Here is a 22,007-nt window from a genome sequence, read left to right on the forward strand (position 1 = left end):
CTATCGGCCAGCCTTACTGCAACATGAATGTCTCGTACTCCAGCCGATCCAGCTTCCGATCGAGAATCACCAGGCTGGCCATTACCACCAGCAGCAGCGACACGGCAAATCCGTATCCATACCAGGCCGGGCCGAGCTGCAACGTAATCCAGGTCAGCACGCCGTTGAGGGCCACAAACGCCGCCGTCAGTGCCAGCACCACGCGGCGCCGGTCGAGGTAGAAGAAGATGTTCACCACGCCCAGGAACACCACCTGCAAGCTCGCGGCAATGGTGTCGACATACAGCAGCGGCAAGTACAGCTCGGAAATCTGCAGCGCCCGCAGCACCGCAGCGCCCACGGCAAACAGCACCAGCGCGGCCATGGCCTGGATCTTCACGATCTCGTACAGGCCCGCGCGAATGGTCTGCACCATCGTGTTGCGCATGTCTTCGATGTGCTCGAGCGATGCACCGCCCCGCACCGCGTTATAGAACGCGTCGTAGTACTCGACAAAATCCGTCTCGATGCGCACCAGGAAGACGGCCATGCCGGGGATGATGCCGAGGTACGCCAGGAACACCGGAATGTCATAGATGACCGAGGCATTCAGCGGGCCGATCACCTGCTGCCCCGTGCCCGGCGCATACCAGAACATGAACTTGTCGAGCCAGATGCCGAGGTTGTACAGCAGCCCGATCAACATGAGCGACGGATACGCGAACCGCTTGTCGAACACCTCGAACGACAGGAAGCGCCGCCCGCTGAAGTTGCGGTAGATGAGCGCGGCCATGCCGATCAGCAGGAACAGCTGCCCCGTCACGAACCCCAGCAGCAGCCCCTCCAGCCCGAGCCGGTTGAACAGCAGTGCCAGCAGCACGGTGAGCGTGTAGCCGACCAGAAAGATCCAAACGATCGCCTTGTACTGCTTCATGCCCGACAGGAAGATCACCGCGATCCAGATGTTGGCCATGACCACGAAACCGGCCAGCATCAGCAGCCGGTAGATGGCCGACTGCTGCGGAAACGCAAACACGATGACGAGCAGCCCCAGCCCACCCGCGACCAGCGTCATGACAAGCGACACGGCGTGGTAGTTGGGCAGGATCAGGTCGTCGCGCTTCTCGAACAGACGGTCGGACGTAAAGCGCGTGAAGGCAAGCTGCAGCGGCCCGGTCAGGATCAGGCTGACCGCAATCAGGTACGTGACCGACACCTGGAACTGCGTGATGAGCGAGCCGGGAACGACGAACGGCAGGCTCAGGATACCGATCAGCAGAATCCCGACGATGGAGAGAATCCACGGCCCGGAACTGATGATGCCGGCGTAGGTGTAGGCACGCAGCAGCCCGAGCAGGCTGTCGCGCTTGAGCATCTTGCGCAGCTCAAAACCAATGCCGGCCATCAGCGGGCTCCCTCATGCGGCTTGTTCTGCTGGGCGTGGTGCGGGCAGGCTGCGGCAGCAGCCTTGGCACCGTGCTCCGTACTCAGGTCGGGCAAGGTCTGTAGACGCGTGTACAGCTCGCGGTAGCTGCCGACCATCATCTCTTGCGTGTAGTAGCGCTCGACGCGGGCGATGCCGGCTGCCTGCGCCGCATGCCAGCGCGTTTCATCGCGCAGCAGCGTCAGCACTTCGGCGGCCAGGGCGGCGGGGTCGGCAATGCGCACGACCGCGCCGGCCGCGCCCAGTGCCGCGTCTTCGCCCTCCAGGCCGAACAGGAGCTGCCGGCACGAACCCACATCCGTGGTGACGGACGGCACGCCCGCGGCAAACCCTTCCAGCACCACCAGCGGCAGCGCCTCGCTGATGGAACTCAGCACCAGCACGCCCACCTTCGGCAGGATGTCGTCGATCTTCTGAAAGCCCAGGAACTTGATGCGGTCGCCCAGGCCCAGGCTCTCGGCCAGGCTGTGGCATTCCTGCGCGTATTCCGGATCTTCATCTTCCGGGCCGGCAATCCAGCCTTCTGCATCGGGCATCTCGCGCGTGATGGTCAGCATCGCGCGGATGAACGTCTTCACGTCCTTGATAGGCACCACACGGCCGATCAGGCACATCACGCGCGGCACGCTGGCCGGCCGCTTCTCACGCAGCGCGGCCAGGCGCGGCAGGTTGATGCCGTTGGGAATGCTGCGCGTCTTCTCGGCCGGCGCGCCGTCAATGACCTGCCGCTGCCGGTTGCCTTCATACAGCGCAACGATGTCTTCGGCCGCGTCATAACAGACACGGCCCATGGTTTCAAAAAAGCGCACCCACAGGTCGCGGAAATAGCTGATCTGTGCGATGTCCTTTTCGAAGATGCTGCGGTTGTCACGGATCCACTGGCTCTGGAACAGGTCGATCTTGCGTTCCTTGGTGTAGATGCCGTGTTCCGATACCAGCAGCGGCCGCCCGCGCTTGTAGCGCAGGAGCGCGCCCAGGAACCCCGCATAGCCGGTCGAGATGGTGTGGAACACCTTCACCGGGATAAGGTTTTCAGCAGTGCGCACGAGCTGCCACAGCGGCTTGTGCATGATGCGCACGGTCCAGAAATAGTCGGTGAACGACGGGTCGGTGCAGTAACGCCGATAGTAGTCCGTCATCATGTCCCACGCGCGGTGGCTGTAGAGGAACTGTTCCTCGGCCAGCGGGCCATCGTCGCGCAGGTCGGCGATCGAGGCGCGGATCAAGTCGGCCGTCTCTTCCTTGTTGGCCGGATTGCGCAGCGCGTCGTGCAGCTTGCGCGAGCGCTCGAACGCGGCGGCATCGCCACCACTGGCCTGCACCAGCGGCGGCGGTGGAAAGTCGTACAGGTAGTGGCACTCCAGGTGCACCACGTTGTCGGGAATGGCGTAGACGGGCTTGCCGTAATCCTCCCGGCGGCTGCCGATGAAGACGACGGCAAAGCGGATATCCGGAAACGCCCGGATCATCTGGTTGACCCAGCTCGACACCCCGCCGCTCACGTAGGGAAACGTCCCTTCGAGCAGCAGCGCGACGTCGGCCGACTGGGCGCGAGGAAATTGGTCGTTGCTCATGATGTCCAGTAGCGCAGCAGCGGGCGCAGCAACGGCAGCGGAGACCGGCTGGAGAACTGCGCCAGCGCGGCGCGCGCGCCGGCATAGTCGCGGCGCAGGTAGCAGGCTTCGGCCAGCGGCGGCAGCAGGCGGTCACGCGGGAAGCCAAGCGATTCGGCGCGGCGCAGGTGAGACTCCGCCACATCGGGCTCGCGGCGCGACAGGGCAAGCCGGCCACGCATGTACCACAGCGCGGCGTTGTCAGGCTGGATGTCGAGCGCGGCGCTGGCATAGCGTTCGACCTGCTCAGCGGTGTAGCGGTACACGTCGCCCTGCACCAGGTTCTGGTAGATCAGCTCCCAGTAAAGGTCGGCCAGGCGCTTGTTGATCTCGTAGCGCGCTTCGGGCGTGGTGGCGTCTTCCAGGCGCGGCAGCTCGGCCAGGATCTTCTGCGTGAGCTCCTTCTCGGCGTTGTCGAGCATGCCGTAGGCCAGCAGGCGGATATCGTCCACGGGGTCGGCCAGCAGGTCGCGCAGCACAGGGCTGGCGGTGCGCGTGGGCATCGACTGCATGGCCACCAGCGCGGTCATGCGGCTTTGCACCGGCGCACGCTCGTTGCTGAGCTGCGCACGCAGCCGCGCCCCGCCCCCGTGCGTCACGCGCGAGATCAAATGCGCCACGAACACCGGCAGGCCGATCTCGGCGATGTCCTAGTCGTCTTCGGGCTTGGGGAAGAGCTTGCCGAGCAGCAGGCTGCCGAGCACCAACAGGCCACCGGCCACCGGTACGAAAAAACACAGCGCCGTCAGGTAGCCATACGTCCACACGAACGGCACGCGATAACGGCGCGGCAGCAAGCGCCACGCAGCCAGCCCGATCAGCGCCGCGGCAGTGCCCTGCAGCATCAGGCACGACAGCAGCAGCGCAAGGCTGTTGCCGGCATGCAGCGCCATCGCCACTGCCGCAATCTGGGCCGAGATGCCGCCGAGCGTGAGCTTAAACATGGTCGATCCGCATGCCTATGCGCCCCTATGCATCGAGATGGCAGCGCGAGAGGAAGCGCTGCAGCGCTTCGCCCGGATGCTCGCCGGTCACATGCAACGTCTGCACGCTGATGTGCCCGCCCTCGAAATCGACGCCGAACTGCGCACGCAGGCTGTCTTCAATGCGCACCAGATAGGCCGACACGGCACCCGCGCCCGACAGCGGCATCAGCGTGATGATGGCGCGGCGGCCCTTGCCGCTCGCCTGCCAGACGACGTCCAGCGCGCGGCGGCTGCGCACCACGCTCTCGAACAGCGCATCGCTGGCCTCTTCCTGGTCAAAGATGAGCGCCACCACCGACGAATCGATGCCGGTATCGCGATGCAGGCGCGCCAGCCGGCCGAGGTCGAGCGCAAACTCGTACGGCGCGTCGGGCACGAGATCCAGAATCTCGGAGCTGACGGTGAGATGGCGCACGCCGTCGGCGTAGTAGCCAAGCAGCACCAGCAGGAACTGCAGGTTCTCGTACGACAGCGAGAGGAACGGCATCTGGTGCACGACGACCAGGCCGATCAGCTCGTCCGCACCCGACAGCACGGGCGCGCACGCCACGTAGCGCGAGCTCTCTTCGGGGTTGTTCACATTCCGCAGCTCGGGCGCCTGCGGGTGACCGAGCGTGTGGGTGTCGATGCAATGGCGGATCAACGGATCATCGGCAACGATGTCGAACGGCGTGCCGACGCGGGCCACCGGTTCGGTGTCGATGCGGTTGCCCGTCACGCGCACCATGGCCGCCACTTCCAGCTGGCAGGCCTGCGCCGTCCATTGCAGGAACGGCTCGGCGCCAGGCAGTTGCGCCACGTCAGGCGCGTTCTCGGCTGTGCCGTGCTCGCGCGCAGCCAGCGCAATATTGCGCAGCTGCGTGAGCGTGTCGCGCAGCGTGGTCGGCTTGGCCAGCAGATCGTTCTCCAGGCGCTCGTGCGAGAGGCGCAGCAGGAAGTGGTTCTTGGTGAGCGCTGCCAGCCGGTCGTTCAGATAACCATTGACGGTGCGGGCACGCGACAACCGCGCGCCCCATATGTCGCCGTACTGCCCGCCAATCAACACCAGCATCAGGCCGCCCAGGAAGTACATGCGCGGGAAGCTGCCGGCGCCGGCCGTCTGTCCGTAAAACACGGCCCAGGCGCCCAACACCACCAGCGCGGCCAGCGCGCCGAGCAGCGTGCCGTAGCGCAGCGCCAGGATGAGCGGCACCAGCCAGATCCACGGAAAACCGTAACCGAGCAGCAGCGGATTGTCCGGCGCGAACAGCCAGACGATGCCGATAGCCGCCACCACCGCGCCCAGCGTTTCGAGCGCAGCGCTCGGGCTGGACACGGCGGGCGCAATCAGGCGCCCATACCCGGTCGACGCGCCAATGCCTTGCGCGTTGCGCCGGCGCTCGGTTCGCCCACCCTGGGCGCGCGCATCGGCGGCGGCGCGGCCGGCCGATTGGGCGGAACCTGTCGACTCGGTCTTCATCAGCCCCGGCCCAGCGGCGAGAGCAGTTCGCGCAGCAGCTTCTGCGCCACTGCCGACACGGCATCGCGGCTCCAGCCGGTGCGGCTGCCGGCCGCGCTCCAGATCACATTGCCGGTCTGCACATCAATTACCTGCAGCGTGATGCCGACGGCAGGCTCGCCATCCACGCCCACCTTGTAGCGCCATTCATCCACGGCGCCGGTCAGCGCGTAGCGGGCCTTCTCGCCGCGCGCCCAATCCAGCGCACGCGACACGGCTTCGCGCTCGGCGGGCTCGAACAGCGATTCGCTGTTCAGGTTGGCCGGATACTGCTTCAGGTTGGAGAAGCCGCGCGCCTTGAGGATGCTGGCGGCAATCGTCTCTGCGCGCAGGCCGGCCTGCGGCGTTTCGGTGTAGTTGACGATGGGCAGCACGACCCATGCATCCGAGGCGCTGGTTGCCGGCGCTCGCCCACTGTCGACCACCGCGCAGGCGGACAACGCAAGTGCCGCACCAACGCCCGCTGCCATCGCCAGCCAGCGCCGGCGGCCGGCCTTCATCTTGTTGATCAAGGGTGTCATCGCGTTCTCCTTGCTTGCGTTGTTCTTCATGCTGTTCATTCCCCGTTGTTTCGTCCGATTCGTTTGCTTCGCTTGCGCATCATCAGTACAGCCAGCGGTAGCGCAGCCCGATCTCCGTCAGCGGCGATGTCCCCGCCCGCGTAATCGACTGGTGTTCGATGTACAGCGCCAGATGGTCGTTGCCAAACACGCTGCCTGCCACGCCTATCTGGGCCTGCACGCCCCACCCTTCGCGATTGTCATGCAGCATGCCCGCGTCCATAAAGGGCCGCCAGGCACGCGTGTAGCGGTCCAGATAATCCGTGCCGAAGCCAAACAGCATGCCGAACTGGTTGAACGAGCGCGGCATGATCTGGTCAACGACCGGTGCGGCGCCCGAGGCAAGCAGGCGAGCCATCAACGGGCTGACCGTGCCCGTCGCGTTGTAGCGCGCGACGGTACCGACCACGCGGACCGTGTAGTCCGGATATTCCACCCGGAAGCGGTGGCCGATTTCGCCATCGAACACCATGCCGCTGCCGAGGAACGAGCGATCCTGCCCGTAGAAACGGTTGCCTTCCACACGGGCGCGCACGTACTCGTTCTGAGTCACCCGCCAGTTGTTCCCGATCGAAAAAAGATCCTTCACGCCGCCCACACGCAGTTGCGGCGTTTCATTGGCCGGCTGGTTGCGACCGATCGACAGTTCCGTGCCCACTGGCCCAACCTGCCCCAGCAGACCATCCAGCCGGAACGCGTAAAGCGAGCCCAGCCCTTGGCGCCAACCCACCGTGCCCTTCCACTGGGCGTTCTGCGTCTGGTATTGCGAAATCCAATCCAGCTGCCGATCCTGCGCGGGCACGCCCGTCAACTGCGTATCGTCGGTCGAGCGCTGGTTTCGCTGCGTGGCGCGCACCAGCATGCTGTAGTGGTCAGTCAGGCGGATGCCGGCGGCGGCGCTGGACTCGAAGTAGGTAAGCGGCGCCTGCTTGAACCACGTCTCGCGCGGCTCGAGCGCCTGTGAATTGGTCAGCAGCGTCTCCCGCACACGTTCGTGCAGTTGCTCGTCATCGGGTGCGGTGGTCAGCCCTTCAAACGACAACCGCTGCGCTTCGCCGAGGCGGTCCGTCATCAGGTTGGCATCGATGCGGTTGTAGAGCGGAATGCGGTCGGGCGTGTCGTCCAGCAGCCGGTTGAGCGTCTGCAAATCGCGCTCGGCCAGGGCGATGGAGATCTCGGCATAGGCCGGCCGCGTCATGCGGCGCGTGTATTGCTGCAGCAGCCACGCGCGCGCCAGATCGTTCGCCTCCTGCGAAAGCGCCCAGCCCAGCGCCGCTTCCTTGGCCACAGCGGAAACCAGCTGATCGCTCACGCGGGCCTGCTTGCGTTTGTCGGTGGGGGTCTGTGGCGGCTCGGGCGGCAAGGTGTCGATATCGCCCAGTTCGGACCGATCCATCGCCGAGCGGCCACCTTCGCGGCCCTGCTTCGTGGCGCGGCGATCATCGCGCAGCAACTCGATCAGCAGACGCTGCGACAGGTCGCCGGACCCGAATGTTTGCGCCAGAGAGACGCGCCGGGCGCGCAATTCAGTGCGTGCGTCTTCTTCCAACGGCGCAGCATCGCTATCCCCCACCGTGACGCGCGTGCCGACGCGGCGGCCCGCGGGCGGCTTGGTCTTGCCGCTGCCTGTCGTGTCTTCAGCGCGCCACAGCAGCCACCACGCCTCGCGGCGCAGCGCCCAGGCAGCATCGGCCTGACCGGCCATTTCGCGTGCGTCGGCATAGGCCAGCAACCAGAGCGGATCGGTCTGCATCGACTTGCCCTGGCGGCCCAGGAAGCGCAGCGCCAGGTTGGCGTCGAACAGCTGCAGGCCGGCGGCAGCGTAGGCTCCCCAGTATGCGGAATCGTTTTCGGCCTCGCCACGCCAAAGCGCCAATGCGCGTTTCAGCTCGGCGTTCAGCCCGGAATCCAGCAGGCCCCACAGGAAGGCGGCCTTCACATCGCTGCCCGCATCAGGCAGCGAGACAGCGCGCCGCAGGTCACGCATGGCGGCATCCCACTGGCCGCTCTGGCGGAAATACTCGGCGCGGGCGCCCAACACGCCGGCAGATTGCTCGGCCGCTTTGCGTTGTTCTGGCGTGAGCGAGGCCAGCAACCCGTCGATGCGTCGGAAGGCGCGCGCTCGCGTGTAGTAGTAGATGGCCTGCTGCAGGTGGACCATCGTGCCGTCTTTTCGGAAAGCGAGTTCAGCCAGGCGGCCAGCATCGATGGGGCTGGCGTCGTAGAAGTCGATCATCGTTGTCAGATCGTCTGGCTCAGCCCTGCCGCCGATCAACAACTGTCGATACGCCTCACGCGACAGATCGTCACGCTGGTTCAGGCGCGCGAGCTGGGCGAAGGTCCGCCAGTAAAGGTCGTCGGTGGGCGACACCACCTTGCTGGCGGCCTCCATGGCAGAGAGCGCCTGCGCGAACTGCCCGCGCACATACAGGATGTTCGCCAGCTTGAGCGCGTACTGCGCGTTGGGGCCGAACTCCTTCTGCAGACGGGCGTAGGTGTCGTAGGCCTGATCATCTTTGCCGGCGCGCTCGGCCAGATTGGCATAGCGCTCCAGCACCACTTGCCGATGCGGACCGTGCGCGATGCTGTTCAGATACGCCAGCCCTTCCACGGGTTCGCCCAGGCGCTCGTATGCCGCGATGACCTGGTCGAGCAACTTCATGTCGCCCGGGTTGCGGCTTGCCTGGTAGCGCAGCCCAGCCAGATAGGCGTGGTCTTCGTTAAGTGCGGGCGCCAGACGCAGCACATGCTGCCAGGCCGCGTCATCGCCGGTGGATTGCGCGTAAGCCAGCCAGTAGTTCAACGCCGCCATCGGTTGGCGGTTCCACTCGGCCACTTGCGCGGCACGTTCGGTCCAGATTTTCAGATCGGGGCGTTGGCGCACGGCGGCCTCGGCCACGCGCATGGCATCGTTCAGATTGCCGCTGCCCATGAAAACCTGGAATGCGAGGTCGTAGTCTTCCGCATTGAACGGGGCGATCCCGCGTGCGATGGCCTGTGCGCCCGACGGTTTTGAAGACGACGTAGCATCGTCTGCCTTGTTCGACCCATCCGCCACCGGGCGAATGCGCGCAGCGTGGCGCTGGCGACGCGCCAGGCCTTCCCAGCCATCCATGAACACCAGGTCTGCAGGGCCTGGCAGCGGCTCAGGCCGGCCGGCGAATGCCCAGTCATGACGTGCGACACCCGCCGCCAGGGCAATGCCCTCCCCCGCCTGATGCCACGACAGTCGCAGCAAGCGGCGCGCATATTGATCGGCAAGATCCGGCCGGTTGCATGCCATCGCCAGGCGCGTGAGAAAGCGCAGCGTTTCGGTATCGTCGATCAGCGGGCCAACCCGGCGCTGCGCTTCCGTCATGGCGTCGTCGAGCAGATTGCCGGCCTGCAGTGCCTTCAACCCTGCGATGAAGTAGCGGCGCTGTTCGTCGCGCGACGTGGCAGTGGCCTGCGCGGCAAAGTTGGCAGCCGCAGCGGCGCGGTATTCGCCCACGCCCAGCGCAATCTCGGCGGTACGTGCCTGCCATTGCGTGGCGCGCGCCACGTCCTGTTTAGCCAGACGTTGATAGAACTGGATGGCAATCGCGCCCTGATCCAAACCACGCGACTTGGCGCCGAGCATCTCCAGCTCAGCCGCAGTCCAGCGATAGTCCAGCGCCTGCTTGAGCAGACCACGCAGGTCAACCAGCATGGCGGCGCGCTGCGGATCGTTCGGCTGCAGCGCGTAGGCGCGTTGCTCCCGGATGGCGATATCAAGCAGCAGCGCTTCACGGTCGAGCGTCTTGTCGTGCAGCGCACGCATGCGAGCGACCATGGCTTCGGCTTCTGCCAGCCGGCCCGTGCGCACATACTGGGCACCCAGCACGCTCAAGAACTCGCCATCGTTCGGGCGCACGCGCAACCAGGCTTCCAGATAGGCCACCGACAGCGCATCGACCTTGCCGCCCTCCAGCAGGCGAGCCTCCAGACGTTCGCGGGGGAACATCAAGGCGAGCGCCAGCCCGATCAGCGCACCCAGGGTACCGATCAGCCAGGCCGGCAGCAGCCGTTCACGCGGAGTCAGGTCAGCAGACCACATCGATATGTTGGTAGGTCACGGTTTGCGCGGCGGCTCCTGTCAGATCAACGCGCACGGTGTTGTCTTGTGCGCGGGCGGTGCGCGCCGGGTTGCCATTGACCTTCACGCGGCAGGCTCCTGCGTTGGCCAGACGAACAAACGGCTTGTAGTAGCCACCCGCCTCGAAACTCAACGCATTGCCGTTTCGTGCGAAGTTGCGCACGAAGGCTGCGGCTTCTGCAATGTATGCAGGCTTCGACGATTCTGCTTCAGGTGCGAGCGTAAAGCGTGCGGCCCCATCATCGAGATGGATATAGATACCGCCCGCTGCCTTGTCATACCCCACCACCCCCTGGGCATCCGCCATGCGCGGCGTGCCGCGGGCCATCCAGCGCAGTTCGCGCAGGTCGCCATCGCCGCGCACCAACCAAGTGTTGCCATCCCCGACTTCTCTGGCGATGGCCATGTTGCGGAAGTCCAGCACCTTGACCACATACTCGGTCGAATAGATCGGGAACACGGGCCGCGACAACGCGTAGTCATAGACCTTCTTCAAGGCCTTGAGCGACGCAAGCTTGGTGCCCGAATACATGTGGTAGTAGATGTTGATCGGCTTGAAGCGATAGGGCGTGTCAGTCAACTGCAGCGTTTCAATCAGGCGGTCGAACCCATAGAACGGTCCGGTCCAATCGTTTGTATAGACGTTCTCGTTCTGGTTGGGCGCAAACACTTGGTAAGCCCCTGGGCCCTTGTCGATGCCCAGTGGCGCAATCTCTGTCCATGATGGCGAACTGCGCGTGATGGTGGTATCGCCCCCGTTCAGGTTGAGCACGCCTGCATCCCAAGCCATGCGCACGGCAATCTCGGGGGGCTGGCAGTCGCCCGACCACTGCAGGAGCTTCACGCGCTTGCCAGGCGGTGCCAGGCGCGCGTTGATGTAGTTGATGGAGCCTGATATCTCGCGGTCGAGACTGAACTTGTAGCCCGGAATGGACAGGGCGAATGCAGTGTCGCCGCCGCCCTTGTCCGCACCTGGGCCTTCCTTGGTCCGATCTCCTGCCGCGCCGGGCACCGTGCGGCTCCAATCAAACGGGTGCGAGTAGGTATGCGTGCCCAGCTCGACGTACGGCAACGCGAACATCTGGCGCGCAATCGCTTCCAGGCGCGGCGTCAGCTTGGGGTAAAGGCCGCTTGCGCCCACCTCGCCTTCGATGATCGACAGCGTAGTGGGGATGCGGTACTTCTCCCACACGTCCTGCAGCAGCGCCTCGCCGGAATATTCGGGGCCGGGAAACTCGGCGCGCGAGGCAAAGCCGTCGCCGTCCACGTGCACGAGCATGAGCCGGCGGCCGTTTTCAGAGGTCACGTCGGGGATCGGCATGTCAGGCAGCGCAAGCGCCCGGCGCAGGAACTCGATCGGCTGCACGACCCACCGCGCCTGCTCAACGGTGTCCATCGAGAACACCGCATACGGATTCAGTACGTAGCCGCCCCAATCCGTAATGGCAGCGGCATCAAACTCAAAATTGCCCGACTTCAGCCGCAGCAGCGACTGCCCGTTCGCGCTCACCTGAATCGGCTGGGCCTCACGGCGCTCCGGTTGCGGCGCCATCTCAAAACCCATCATCTTGTCTTGCGACACCACCGACAGCGGCCCGGTGGCACGGCCACGCACAAGCTGCAGCTTGAACATGTCGGCCATGCTGCCGTCCACCGGCAGGCCGAACTGGTTCAGGAAGGCGATGTGCACACCGTCATGAATACGTTGTCGCACCCACGACGATAGCGCTGCCACCTGCTTGATCGGACTGGTGTTCACCCACACCACCACGCCGGCGTAGCGGTCGGGCGGTACCGCAGCGGGCAGCGGCTTGTTGATGTCGGCGTACTCGACGTCGTAGCCAAGAAAATTGAGCGGCGTGGCCACAAAGCGCACGCCCTCGCTGGTGTCAATGGTAGTCCGCGGGTCGCGGTCCTGCAGGATCAACATCTTGCGCGGCAACACCTCGATGCGCCCCACGCCAATGGTCGACAAGTCTGGATCGGTCACATACGGCACCACGCCCTGCGCCTTGATGCGCTTGGCCGTTTCCCGCGCGCAGGCACGGTCGGTCGGCGGGCAGTAGTCGATGGCGATAACCGGCAGGCGGTACTCGTCGCGAATCTTGCGTACATGGCCCATCAGCCATTCGCGGTCCGCATCGTTCACTTGCTTGTACTGCTTGCTGCCCTGGTCCCAGCCGCGATACAGCGATTCAAACGCCACCGCATAGGCGAGGTCGTGCACCTGCGGCAGGATTTCAAAGCCGCGATTGAAGATCAGCCTGGCCTCCGGATAGCGTGCCTTGATGGCGCGAATCACGCGCACCATGCCCGCTTCCTGGGCCGCACGTGAGGCGTCGTCCTTGGCCACCAACTGATACGAGTCGAGCGTATCGAGGAAAAAGCCACGGTAGCCCTTGTCCCACAGCGGCTTGATGACGTGATCGACATAAAACGCCGGCCACTCGGGCTGGGTCTGGTCCACCACGCGCGACGCCCACGCCTCGTTGCGGCCCAGCAGCCAGGTCTTGGGCAGATCCTTGTACCAGCGGCGCTCGGGCGTGACCTCGCCCACGCTCACGTAGGCGTACCACTGCGTCTTTGGCGTCTTGAACTGCGATGGATCGAACCCGTGGTCAGGCTCAACCACGACTGCATCGAACGCGCGCAACTGCGCCACGGGCGGTTTGTCGCCGTAGAACCACGCGATGTTCGGCGCGTTGACCGAAACTGAAGCTGTTACCCCTAACGCCCCGGAGCCGGTGGTGGCAGGCGCTTGTTGAGCAAGCGTCACACAAGGCATCGAAACGGTGGCGGCCAAAAGAAGCCCAGCCCACCGTGCGATCGTCCCTGCCGTATTCCCCCGTTTCCCCCCGGTGCGCCGCTGTAAACGGCTGAGAACCCACATGAACTGGCACTCCGCTATGCAACTATGTGCATCAATTGGGCCGATCTGCGCCGGCACTGAAGATCGGCGCCTGTGATGACGCCGTTCGGAACTGCTATTTTTCTTCACGGTTGCCGCCCGCAAACGCAGGCCCCGCAAGGCATCCCGAGACAATGTGTCCGAAGGTGAAGTATCGCCGATGCCATGGGTACACGGCAAACCACATTTTTGATGACCGGGTACCCTCCTCGGACATAAACAATTGTTTGAGATCACCCGCGCACGCCGCGGTTTGACAAAGCGATTGGGGCTGCACCATGATCAGCCGAAGCCACATTTCACGCGCCCGAGCAGTTGTCGCTGCGCAACGACGCGACTTGCCCGGACGGCCCCCGCCATCATGTCCGCCCTCCTCCTTGCCCTGCTGATCCTGATCAGCGCCTTTTTTTCCGCTTCCGAAATCGCCCTCACGGCATCGCGGCGCACGCGTCTGCAAACCTTGGCCGACGACGGCGACACCCGCGCCCTGCGCGTGCTGCAGCTCAAGGACATGCCTGGCAACTTCTTCACAGTGGTGCAGATCGGGGTAAACGCGGTGGCCATCCTGGCCGGTGTCATCGGCGACAGCCATATCTCGGGGCCGCTGGCCGCGGGGCTGAGTGACTGGCTGCCGGCTGCCCGCGCCGAACGTATCGGCAGCATCGCCGGCTTCGTCATCGTGACGGGGCTGTTCATTCTATTTGCCGATCTGCTGCCCAAGCGCCTGGCCGTGCTTTACCCCGAGCGCTGTGCGATGTCGATCATCGGCCCGATGCAGTCGTGCTTGCGCGTGTTGCGGCCGGTGGTATGGCTGTTCAACGGCGCGGCCGACATGTTCCTCAAGCTGTTTGGCGTACCGACGCACCGCGTCGACCAGATCACCACCGAAGACATCGCCGCCATGGTGGGCGCGGGCGCGCAAGCCGGCGTGCTGCGCAAGCACGAGCTGGCGATGATCGAAAACGTGTTCGAGCTGGAATCGCGCACCATCACCTCTGTGATGACCGTGCGCGACGAGGTGATCTACTTCACGGTGGACGAGCCGGTGGAGTCAATCAAGATGAAGATCATCGCGCAGCCGCACGCGGAATACCTCGTCTGCCGCGAAGACATCGACTCGGTGCTCGGCTTCATCGCGTCCAAGGACATCCTGCAGCAGATCCTGTCGGAAGAGTCCTCCGCCGTGATCCGCAACATCAGCAAGCATTACGACAAGAACCTGCTCGTACTGCCGGACACGCTCAACCTGTCACAGGCACTCACGCGCTTTCGCGAGATGCACGAGCGCTTTGGCGCGGTGGTCAACGAATACGGGCTGGTGGTGGGTGTGGTGACGCTCGACGACATTGTCGGCGCGGTAATGGGCGACATCCTGTACCTGGGCGAAGACGAGCAGATCGTGCGCCGCGATGACGGCTCCTGCCTGATCGACGGTGTCACGCCGCTGGGCGACGTCAAGCGCGCCTTCGACCTCGACGACCTGCCCGGCGAACACCACGTCGAAACCCTCGCCGGGCTGGTCATCTACGCGCTCAAGCGTATTCCCAAGAAAAGCGAGACCGTCGATATCGGGCCACTGCATATTGAAGTGCTCGACATCGACAACCACCGGATCGATCAGTTGCTGGTTTCGCGGCGCATCGATCCGCTCGCGGCGGCCGCGCCCTCGGCGTCGTGAGCGGCAAACACTTCCTTGGCGGCAAACATGCCGTTGAGTGCCGCCGGAAAGCCCGCGTATAGCGCCATCTGCAGGATCGTCTCGGTGATCTCCTTTCGCGTGAGCCCCACGTTGAGGCCCGCCGCAATGTGCACCTTCAACTGCGGTGCCGCGTTGCCCAGCGCCGTGAGCGCGGCAATGGTGGCGATCTCGCGCTCACGCAGCGTCAGCCCCGGGCGGCTATAGACGTCGCCAAAGCCGAACTCGACGACGTAGCGGCCGAGGTCGGGCGAAATGTCGGCCAAGGCCTCGACCACGCGCTCGCCGGCAACATCATCGACTTCCTTGAGCTTTTGCCAGCCCCGTGCGTAGCGGTCGTCCTGCAGATTGGCGTGGTTTGCGGCTTGTGCGGTGTGCGTGGTCGGGGTCATGTGCGTCCTCGTTCGGTTGGCGTTTTGGCTGGTGCTTCGATTTGACAGATGGGGAAGCAGAGCCCTTCGCGCCTTCCGCGGCTTCAATCCGTGTCCGGATGCCGTCGTAGACAGCGAGTTTGACGCGCAGCACGGCCAGCGTTTCGGCCCGCGCGCGCAGCTCCGCTTCCAGCGCCGCGGCATGCAACTCCAGCAGGCGTTGGCGCGCCGACACACTCTCCAGACTGTCGCCCTGTCGCCGCAGCGCGGCGTACGCCTGCATCTGCGCGATCGGCATGCCGGTATCGCGCAGGCGCAGCAGGAACTCAAGCCACGTCATGTCTTCGGCACGGAAGACACGATGGCCGTTTTCGCGCCGCTGCACGCTGTCGAGCAGGCCGATGCGCTCGTAATAGCGCAGCGTATGCGTCGACAGGCCGGTGGCTTCTGCAACCTGGGCGATGGTCAGGAATGTGGTCATGAACGGAGCTTAGAAGTTAGAGCGCACTCTAAGTCAAGCGACTGTACGCGAATTCTTCCGGGCCGCCCAAAACAAAGCGCCGGCCCCATTTTGGAGGCCGGCGCCTGGTGTGCAGAAAAAACGGCAGGCTGCCGCTGATCAGCCGCCCACGCCATACGCGCTCTTGTCCTGCTGCTTCGGACGATGGTCACGTTTCTTTTTCTTCTTGTGATGTTGCGTTGCCTTTTCGCCCGCGGCAGGTGCCGACGCGGCGGGGGCCGGCGAGGCCGCGGCAGGTGCCGGAGCCGCTGCCGGTGCGGATGCCTGCGCAAATGCGCCGGCGCTGAAGACTGCAGCCACGAGGGCAGCCAGGAGCTTGTTCATCGCTTTGTCCTTGTAGAAGAGACTGGTTTGTAGCGTTTGTAGCGCTTCCGGTGTCGGATGGAGCGTGACCCAATGCGCTCCGCGCCTGCTATGCAATGCGCGACCCGACATCGGAATGGCCCGCGCATCACCACGCAGTGTGGTGTAGGCACCGGCGGTTGTCCACCTGAAGCCTGACGGTACGCCGAGGCGCGTGGCGTTGCCTTGATGTGTCTCAACCCATCGCAACTGACATCGGAAGCCGCGAAACCCACCTTGTTACGCGCGCTTACACCGTGGGCAGAACGCTTACAAACGGCGGTCAGCGCGACCTCAGTGTGGGACGTTTTTGGAGGCATGGATCGCAAATGGGACGAGATCCATGTATCTGGAGTCCCAATATCCCGCTTGTATCTGATTAAGGAGTCTCACATGAAAGTCGCTCAATCCCTGGCCGCTCTGATCGTTGCTGGTGCCTTCGCAGCCCCCGTGTTCGCGGCTGGCACCGCCTCCGCACCGGCCGCCGCACCTGCACCTGCCGCGACCGCTGCAGCGACGACCACCGATGCCGCTTCGGCACCGAAGGCTGAAGCCAAGCACGAGAAGAAGCACGCTCACAAGAAGGCCCACAAGGCTGCAGCCAAGTCGGAAGCCAAGACCGACGCCGCTTCGGCACCGAAGGCCGCTGCGCCCGCCAAACAATAAGGCAGTCGCGCCATGAAAAACGCCGGGAATCTCCCGGCGTTTTTTTTCTAGCGTGAACCGAATCAGTGCAGATGCGGCAGACGCTTCGTGCCCTCGATCTGCACCGCTTGCAGTTCGTGCGGCTTGAGGCCCAGCTCGCCGAGGATGGTCGGCGCAATCTGGTTGGTGTCGACGCGTTCGTCCACGATGCCAGCGTTGACGCCTGCTCCCCACACCACGATCGGCACGTGGCGATTTTCCGGACGGAAGCCGCCGTGCTCGGCGATCTTCGATAGCTTGCTGCCGGCCCATACCGTGCCCTGCTGCGCGATACCGACAACATCCGGAACGCGATCATCGCTGGGCTTCGCGCCAAAGAAGTCAGCAACTTCCTCGCCCAGCACAAAGCGGCTCGCGCCAGCTTGCGTAAAGGGCTTGGCGACGGCATTGCCCGCCGCATCCGAACCCAGCCCTGTACCCGAGTAGCCCAGCAGGAACTGCTTCGTAAAGTGCAGTGCGGCCGGTGAGCGGTCGTTCAACCACAGCAGAATGCCGTCGTCGTCCATCGCGTGCGCAACGAGATGCGGCTTGGTCGCGTCCTTGCACGTTGCAGCGTACTTTTCCCATGCGCAGTTGAGCGCGTCGATCATGTCGCCGTCGTTGATGATGGTGAGGTCTGCACGGCTGTTAGGTGACTGGCCGTGCTTGGCCGACACGATCACCACCGTGTTGGATGGGTCGGCAGCCTTGACCAGCTCGCCCAGCTTGTTGTCGACGAAGGTGAGCGCGCTTTGCAGGACCACGCCCGGCACCGTGCCATTGTTGGTGTAGCCACCCAGGCCACCCGACACTTTGTTGGCAGTGTTGGATGGGTCCGGGTAATACGCCGACTTGTTCAGCTTCTGTGCGGTCGACACAGCCTGGAAGTTCATGCCAAGAATGGCAGGCACGCCCGGCGAGCCGTTGCCGGCGTGGTCGTGACCCTTGAGCCAGTTCAACACGGCCTGCACCTTGAAGCTGTCGTAACGCTGCGTGTTTGTATTGTCTTTCGTCCAGTCGGCGCCGGGCCCGGCCGGCAGCGACGGGTCGGTCACGGAGCTGTTGATCTCGGGCGCGAACAGATCGTCGATACCCTGGCCGCTCGGTCCGTTGAGGATTTCGTACGCGGCATGCTTGTCCGACCATGCCGTATGCAGGCCGTGCTTGCGCGCCACTTCGAATACCGTGTTGACCTTCAGATACTGGTGCGGATACACCGGCGCGCAGGTGACGGGCGATACCGGTAGAAGCGCCGGATCGATCAGGTCCAGCGCGCGGCCCGTCAGTTGCGAGATCTTCGAAAGATCGGCATACAGGCCCGGGATGCCCTGGCCGCTGTCGAGGCGGTTCGGGTCTTTCGCGATGACCTCGGCATAGAAAACTTCAGCACCCGGCTTGGTGGTGTGGCAGTTGGCGGCCGTCGTGCCGGCCGGAAGCAGGCCGCGGCTGTAAGCGTCGTCGTAATAGATGCCGGTGGTCTTGGGGTTGCCGCCAGTCACCTGGCCGACCATGCCCGGAAACGAGTCCGACGGGAACGGTGTGCGCGCATTGCGGTAGCTCACGCCCTGGCGCACGAGGCGCGCCAGCGTGGAACCCGGATGGTTGCCGACGTACCAGTCAAGATCGGACTGATGCAAGCCATCGACCGAGATCAGCAGGACATGCTTGGCGTGCGCGTGGCGCGCATCATCGTCATCGGCGTACGCGTGTGTAGACAGACCACATGCCAGCGTGGAAAGCACGGCAACAGCGAGAGTTTTCTGGGGGGACACGGGTTTCTCCTCTGGATTGCCGCCATCAGGCGGCCCGGTCACGCTAGCCTCGTTGTATGTCCGCGCGGCGACCCACCCGTGTCGCTTGCATGACAAATGTAACGTCGGCCCGCCGGCGGGATGAGCCAACGTTTGCACCATCATCAACCGTTCGGGCGGTTCCACTAGAATGGCGTGCCCGTCGTTCCATCCGATCGCTTTTCTCTCCAGTTCCGTTCGCTCATGCCGCTGCCTTCGCGTGCCCCGCTCCGCCTTCTGCTCCGTCTTTCCTTGGTCTTGGTTAGCGCGTTGTCAATCAGCGCTGCCCAGGCACAGACGGCCCCTGCCGCCAACGCGGAAAACAACGCCGAAGACAGCGACTGGAGCGTCGCTGTCGGCCCGGCGATTTACATGTCACCCAAATATCCGGGCGCGAAATCCAGCTTTGTGTTTCCGTGGATCGATCAGGAGATCGAATACCGGCATCGCTTCTTTTCCAAGGGGATGGACTTTGCAGGCGTGTACCTCGCCAACGACGACACATGGCAGGTGGGCGGCAACTTCCAGTTCGACCCGACGTGGCGCCATGCGCATGACGACGCGCGCCTGAATGGTCTGGGCAATGTCAACGCCACGGTGCGCGCGAAGGCGTTCGCGCAGTACACGGTGTCGTTCCTCACGCTGTCCGCCGATGCGGAGCAGGACATCCTCGGCAACCGCCAGGGGTTGATCGCCAACGCCGATGCCTACGCGAGCGCCCCGGTCGGCCGCTGGCTGTTCAGCCTTGGCACCGGCGTGTCGTGGACAAACGGTCAGTACACGCGTACGTTCTTTGGCGTGGACGATGGCCAGAGCGCGCGTTCGGGCCTGCCGGTATTTGCCACGCATGCGGGGCTGCGCGACATCCACTTCAACGCCATCGTCACGTGCAAGCTCGATGACCGGTGGACGGCCAATGGCTCGCTCACGGTGGCACGGCTGCGTGGCGATGCGGCAGACAGTCCGATCACCCAGCGCCGCCAGCAGACCACGGCCATGGCCTCGCTCACGTACCGGTTCCGCTGACAGCGCGCCCAGAATCGGGCGCGGTGATGTGCGCAATCGCTTGCGCATGGAGGTGAAATTCGCGGGGCAAACCTGTGCACACAAGGCAATCCGCTTATGAGACCAGAACTTGGCCCGCGCGCCTCTCAGCCAAAAGGACCATGCTTCCTTTTCACAACAGGTATGCGGGTGGACTAGCGCAATCGCCCTGTTTTTTTTGCTAGTCTGTTTGGAAAGCGGCGATCACTTCCGATCAATGCACGGGCAGTGAACGGTGTCTTCCCACCGGCGGCGGACACCGCAAGACAGGAGGGCTTGACCATGTTGCGGTGGATTGCAAACTGGGCCTTGAGCCACGCACCCTCTCCCGAGAAGCAGGCCGAACGCGCGCTAAGCGAATTGCGCATGGAGCTGTACCAGGCAGAGCAGCGCGTGATGGATGCACAAATGCACGCGGACTACTACCGCGCCCGTCTCATATTCCTGGAAGACGTCGTCAAGAAGGGCATCGAGCGCGTGTCCGACCAGCGCAAGGGCAAGCAGGAAAGCGCCCACGCATTGCGCGCCGGTCTCAAGTTCACGGCCGAGCTGTGGCGCGAATCGCAATCGCGCGACTCGCATATGCTCCGGCGCCGCACGGCGATGTCGTTCATCGACCCGCACGACGCGCAGGCCGACGACTCGCACGCGCCCAAGATCCACCACTTCTCGAAGATCCCCGTGGATTCGCAGTTCGACGACAACGTGAGTGCGCTGCCCTCCAAGCACGCCGCGGCGGAGAAGGCGTAGCGCGTGAGCTGGCCGGCGCGGCCAGCCGCCCGCAGTGCCCCCGCGTCAGGTGCGTCGACACGTTCGGCTCCGTGCGCGGGCGGTGGCGCCTACGGTGCCACCATCGACACGCCGTATTGCGCAAAGATGCGTTGCAGCTCGCCGCTGGCGCGCAGTGCATTGAGCGCGGTCTCCAGCGCCTGCGCCAGTTCTCGCTGATCCGCCTTGACGGCCATGCCGATCGCCCAACCGCGGGCCGGCAGCAGCGGCGACTGCAGTTCGGTCGCCACGAACCGTGTGGCAGATTGATTCTGCATCTTCAGCGCACTTTCATATTGCGCCCGCGTCACCATTGCCGCGGCAATCTGGCCGGAGAACAGCGCACGCAGCGCCTCGTTGGCCTCCGGATAGATCTTCACCTTGTCGCGCAGCGCGCCGTTGGCACTGGAAAGCAGCGCACTCGCCCCGCCCGATCCCTGCTCGGCGCCGGTCGCCTGACCGGCGAGGTCTTCGAAGCTGCTGACCTTGCGGACGCGGTCGCTGTCGTACACCAGCACATAGCCTTCGCGAAGGTACGGCGCGAATATCAGCACCTGGTCGTTCTGGCGAATGAAGTTCGGGTCAACCGGCACATGGAGCATCACGTCGGCCGGGCCATACCCCAGGTAGTGCCCTTTCCAGACCATGTTGCGCAGGTCGCCCGACATGCCATCGTCATCCGCATCAAACGGCAGCAACGACGCCGACAGCCCCATCTGCTTGCCAAGCGCATTGGCAAGCGCCACGTCAATGCCGCTGAACTGGCCCCCGACGTTGTCGGAGAACGGCGGCAGGCCCTTGTACAGCGCGACCTTCAGGGCACCGCTCTGGCGGATCTTCGCCATGTCGGCATGTGCCGGCGCGGCGCTCACCATCATGGCTGCCGCAGCAAGCAGGAGGCCGGCAAGGCGACGGAAAGCCCCAACCGCGGTCAACCGAATACGGGCATTCATGAGAATCTCCTGGTGGAAAAAATGAGCGAGCCGATGCACACGAAGGCAGGGACAGCATCGGCTCGCAAAGCTGCCAACGGGGGCAGGCCGACCTACTACTCCTGTACGCGGCGCGATTCCAGATACGTCTTGATCGACCAGACCGCTTCCTGGGTCAGCACGCCTTCAAACGGGGGCATGTAGACGCGGCCATCGCGGGTACGGCCGTGGCGGACTGTGGCGGTGAAGTACTGCGACACCTCGCCGTAGCAAGCCTCCTTCTGCTTGGCGCTTGCCAGCGACATGCAATCGGTGTCGAGCTTGCGCAGGTCGGGGGCGATGCCGCCGGAGATGGCCTCCAGCCCGTGGCAGCGCGCACAGTTCTGGTTGAACGCCGAGGTGCCGATACGCAGCGCTTCGTCGTGGGCGGGGCCCGTCCGGTATGGATTGTCCTGACGCCAATCGGCACCGAGTTGCGGTAAGGTGTGCGTGTCTACGGCCTGCGGTGTGACATCGCCGTGAGCGGATGCGGCTGCGGGCAATCCGCCGGCCAGAAGTGCGCAGGCAGAAAGCAGCGCGAGCAAATTGCGAGGCGTTTTCAAGAGTGTCTCCTAGTTGTCGTTGAAACGATTTTTGGAGCCATTTCTGCAAGAGCCATACCAAGGCGCGAACCTGCCGCCAAACCCGGCCTGCATCCGCCAAGCGCGCCGGTTATCCGATGCGAGGGTTGGCACAGGTGCTCAGGAATGCAACACCCT

The 22,007-nt window shown here is 64.3% G+C and carries 16 protein-coding genes and 1 pseudogene; 4 read left to right on the top strand and 13 right to left on the bottom strand.

Translation table 11 applies throughout. The features are described 5' to 3' along the window. Positions 1–13: 13 nt before the first annotated feature. The 7 genes and pseudogenes from pelG to ACUXH0_RS03775 form a co-directional block, all read right to left on the bottom strand. Positions 14–1,384, bottom strand: a complete 1,371-nt coding sequence (pelG, locus tag ACUXH0_RS03745; RefSeq protein ID WP_009241185.1) for an exopolysaccharide Pel transporter PelG — start codon at positions 1,382–1,384, stop codon at positions 14–16. Further along, positions 1,384–2,997 (bottom strand): GT4 family glycosyltransferase PelF, encoded by a 1,614-nt coding sequence (pelF, locus tag ACUXH0_RS03750; protein WP_009241186.1) that lies wholly within the window; start codon positions 2,995–2,997, stop codon positions 1,384–1,386. Before pelF ends, pelG begins: the two co-directional genes overlap by 1 nt. Beyond that, a pseudogene (locus ACUXH0_RS03755) lies at positions 2,994–3,980 on the bottom strand (tetratricopeptide repeat protein). Before ACUXH0_RS03755 ends, pelF begins: the two are co-directional and overlap by 4 nt. Positions 3,981–4,005: 25 nt before the next feature. After that, positions 4,006–5,481 carry a PelD GGDEF domain-containing protein gene (locus ACUXH0_RS03760; protein ID WP_182593756.1) on the bottom strand — a complete coding sequence of 492 codons (1,476 nt, stop codon included), beginning with the start codon at positions 5,479–5,481 and terminating at the stop codon, positions 4,006–4,008. Next, positions 5,481–6,041, bottom strand: a complete 561-nt coding sequence (locus tag ACUXH0_RS03765; protein WP_004631160.1) for a hypothetical protein — start codon at positions 6,039–6,041, stop codon at positions 5,481–5,483. The genes ACUXH0_RS03760 and ACUXH0_RS03765 overlap by 1 nt, the downstream gene beginning before the upstream one ends. 82 nt (positions 6,042–6,123) lie before the next feature. Further along, positions 6,124–10,155: a tetratricopeptide repeat protein gene (locus tag ACUXH0_RS03770; RefSeq protein WP_182593754.1), complete on the bottom strand. Its 4,032-nt coding sequence runs from the start codon at positions 10,153–10,155 to the stop codon at positions 6,124–6,126. Continuing rightward, positions 10,142–12,979, bottom strand: a complete 2,838-nt coding sequence (locus ACUXH0_RS03775; RefSeq protein ID WP_259393668.1) for a bifunctional glycoside hydrolase/polysaccharide deacetylase family protein — start codon at positions 12,977–12,979, stop codon at positions 10,142–10,144. The genes ACUXH0_RS03770 and ACUXH0_RS03775 overlap by 14 nt, the downstream gene beginning before the upstream one ends. Before the next feature lie 484 nt (positions 12,980–13,463). Between ACUXH0_RS03775 and paeA the strand changes: the two genes are divergently transcribed. Next, positions 13,464–14,780, top strand: a complete 1,317-nt coding sequence (gene paeA / locus ACUXH0_RS03780; protein WP_004631169.1) for a polyamine export protein PaeA — start codon at positions 13,464–13,466, stop codon at positions 14,778–14,780. Here the strand turns inward: paeA and ACUXH0_RS03785 are convergent. From ACUXH0_RS03785 to ACUXH0_RS03795, 3 genes are all read right to left on the bottom strand, one after another. Next, positions 14,720–15,190: a carboxymuconolactone decarboxylase family protein gene (locus tag ACUXH0_RS03785; RefSeq protein WP_009241194.1), complete on the bottom strand. Its 471-nt coding sequence runs from the start codon at positions 15,188–15,190 to the stop codon at positions 14,720–14,722. The genes paeA and ACUXH0_RS03785 overlap by 61 nt on opposite strands. Next, positions 15,093–15,650, bottom strand: a complete 558-nt coding sequence (locus tag ACUXH0_RS03790; RefSeq protein WP_182593751.1) for a MerR family transcriptional regulator — start codon at positions 15,648–15,650, stop codon at positions 15,093–15,095. Before ACUXH0_RS03790 ends, ACUXH0_RS03785 begins: the two co-directional genes overlap by 98 nt. Positions 15,651–15,788: 138 nt before the next feature. Then, positions 15,789–16,013, bottom strand: a complete 225-nt coding sequence (locus tag ACUXH0_RS03795) for a hypothetical protein (RefSeq protein ID WP_009241195.1) — start codon at positions 16,011–16,013, stop codon at positions 15,789–15,791. A gap of 411 nt (positions 16,014–16,424) precedes the next feature. On the opposite strand from ACUXH0_RS03795, the gene ACUXH0_RS03800 reads away from it, so the two are divergent. Then, positions 16,425–16,697, top strand: coding sequence for a hypothetical protein (locus ACUXH0_RS03800; protein ID WP_004631175.1), 273 nt, complete (start codon positions 16,425–16,427; stop codon positions 16,695–16,697). A gap of 62 nt (positions 16,698–16,759) precedes the next feature. On the opposite strand, the gene ACUXH0_RS03805 is transcribed toward ACUXH0_RS03800, so the two are convergent. Continuing rightward, complete coding sequence (locus tag ACUXH0_RS03805) at positions 16,760–18,487, bottom strand: alkaline phosphatase family protein (RefSeq protein WP_004631177.1); 1,728 nt, start codon at positions 18,485–18,487, stop codon at positions 16,760–16,762. Between the two features lie 222 nt (positions 18,488–18,709). Between ACUXH0_RS03805 and ACUXH0_RS03810 the strand changes: the two genes are divergently transcribed. Both ACUXH0_RS03810 and ACUXH0_RS03815 read left to right on the top strand, forming a co-directional pair. Beyond that, positions 18,710–19,531: a MipA/OmpV family protein gene (locus ACUXH0_RS03810; protein WP_182593750.1), complete on the top strand. Its 822-nt coding sequence runs from the start codon at positions 18,710–18,712 to the stop codon at positions 19,529–19,531. A 327-nt stretch (positions 19,532–19,858) separates the two neighbouring features. After that, positions 19,859–20,299: a hypothetical protein gene (locus tag ACUXH0_RS03815; RefSeq protein WP_238563796.1), complete on the top strand. Its 441-nt coding sequence runs from the start codon at positions 19,859–19,861 to the stop codon at positions 20,297–20,299. An 89-nt stretch (positions 20,300–20,388) separates the two neighbouring features. Here ACUXH0_RS03815 and ACUXH0_RS03820 read toward each other — a convergent pair whose 3' ends face one another. Both ACUXH0_RS03820 and pedF read right to left on the bottom strand, forming a co-directional pair. Beyond that, on the bottom strand, positions 20,389–21,270 hold the full coding sequence (locus ACUXH0_RS03820; protein WP_182593748.1) for a substrate-binding periplasmic protein: 882 nt from the start codon (positions 21,268–21,270) through the stop codon (positions 20,389–20,391). 95 nt (positions 21,271–21,365) lie between these two features. Continuing rightward, a complete protein-coding gene (gene pedF, locus ACUXH0_RS03825) occupies positions 21,366–21,851 on the bottom strand; it encodes a cytochrome c-550 PedF (RefSeq protein WP_004631184.1) in 486 nt (161 codons plus the stop codon). Between the last annotated feature and the right edge of the window lie 156 nt (positions 21,852–22,007).

The sequence above is a fragment of the Ralstonia sp. 110700041-2 genome, from assembly GCF_056280165.1.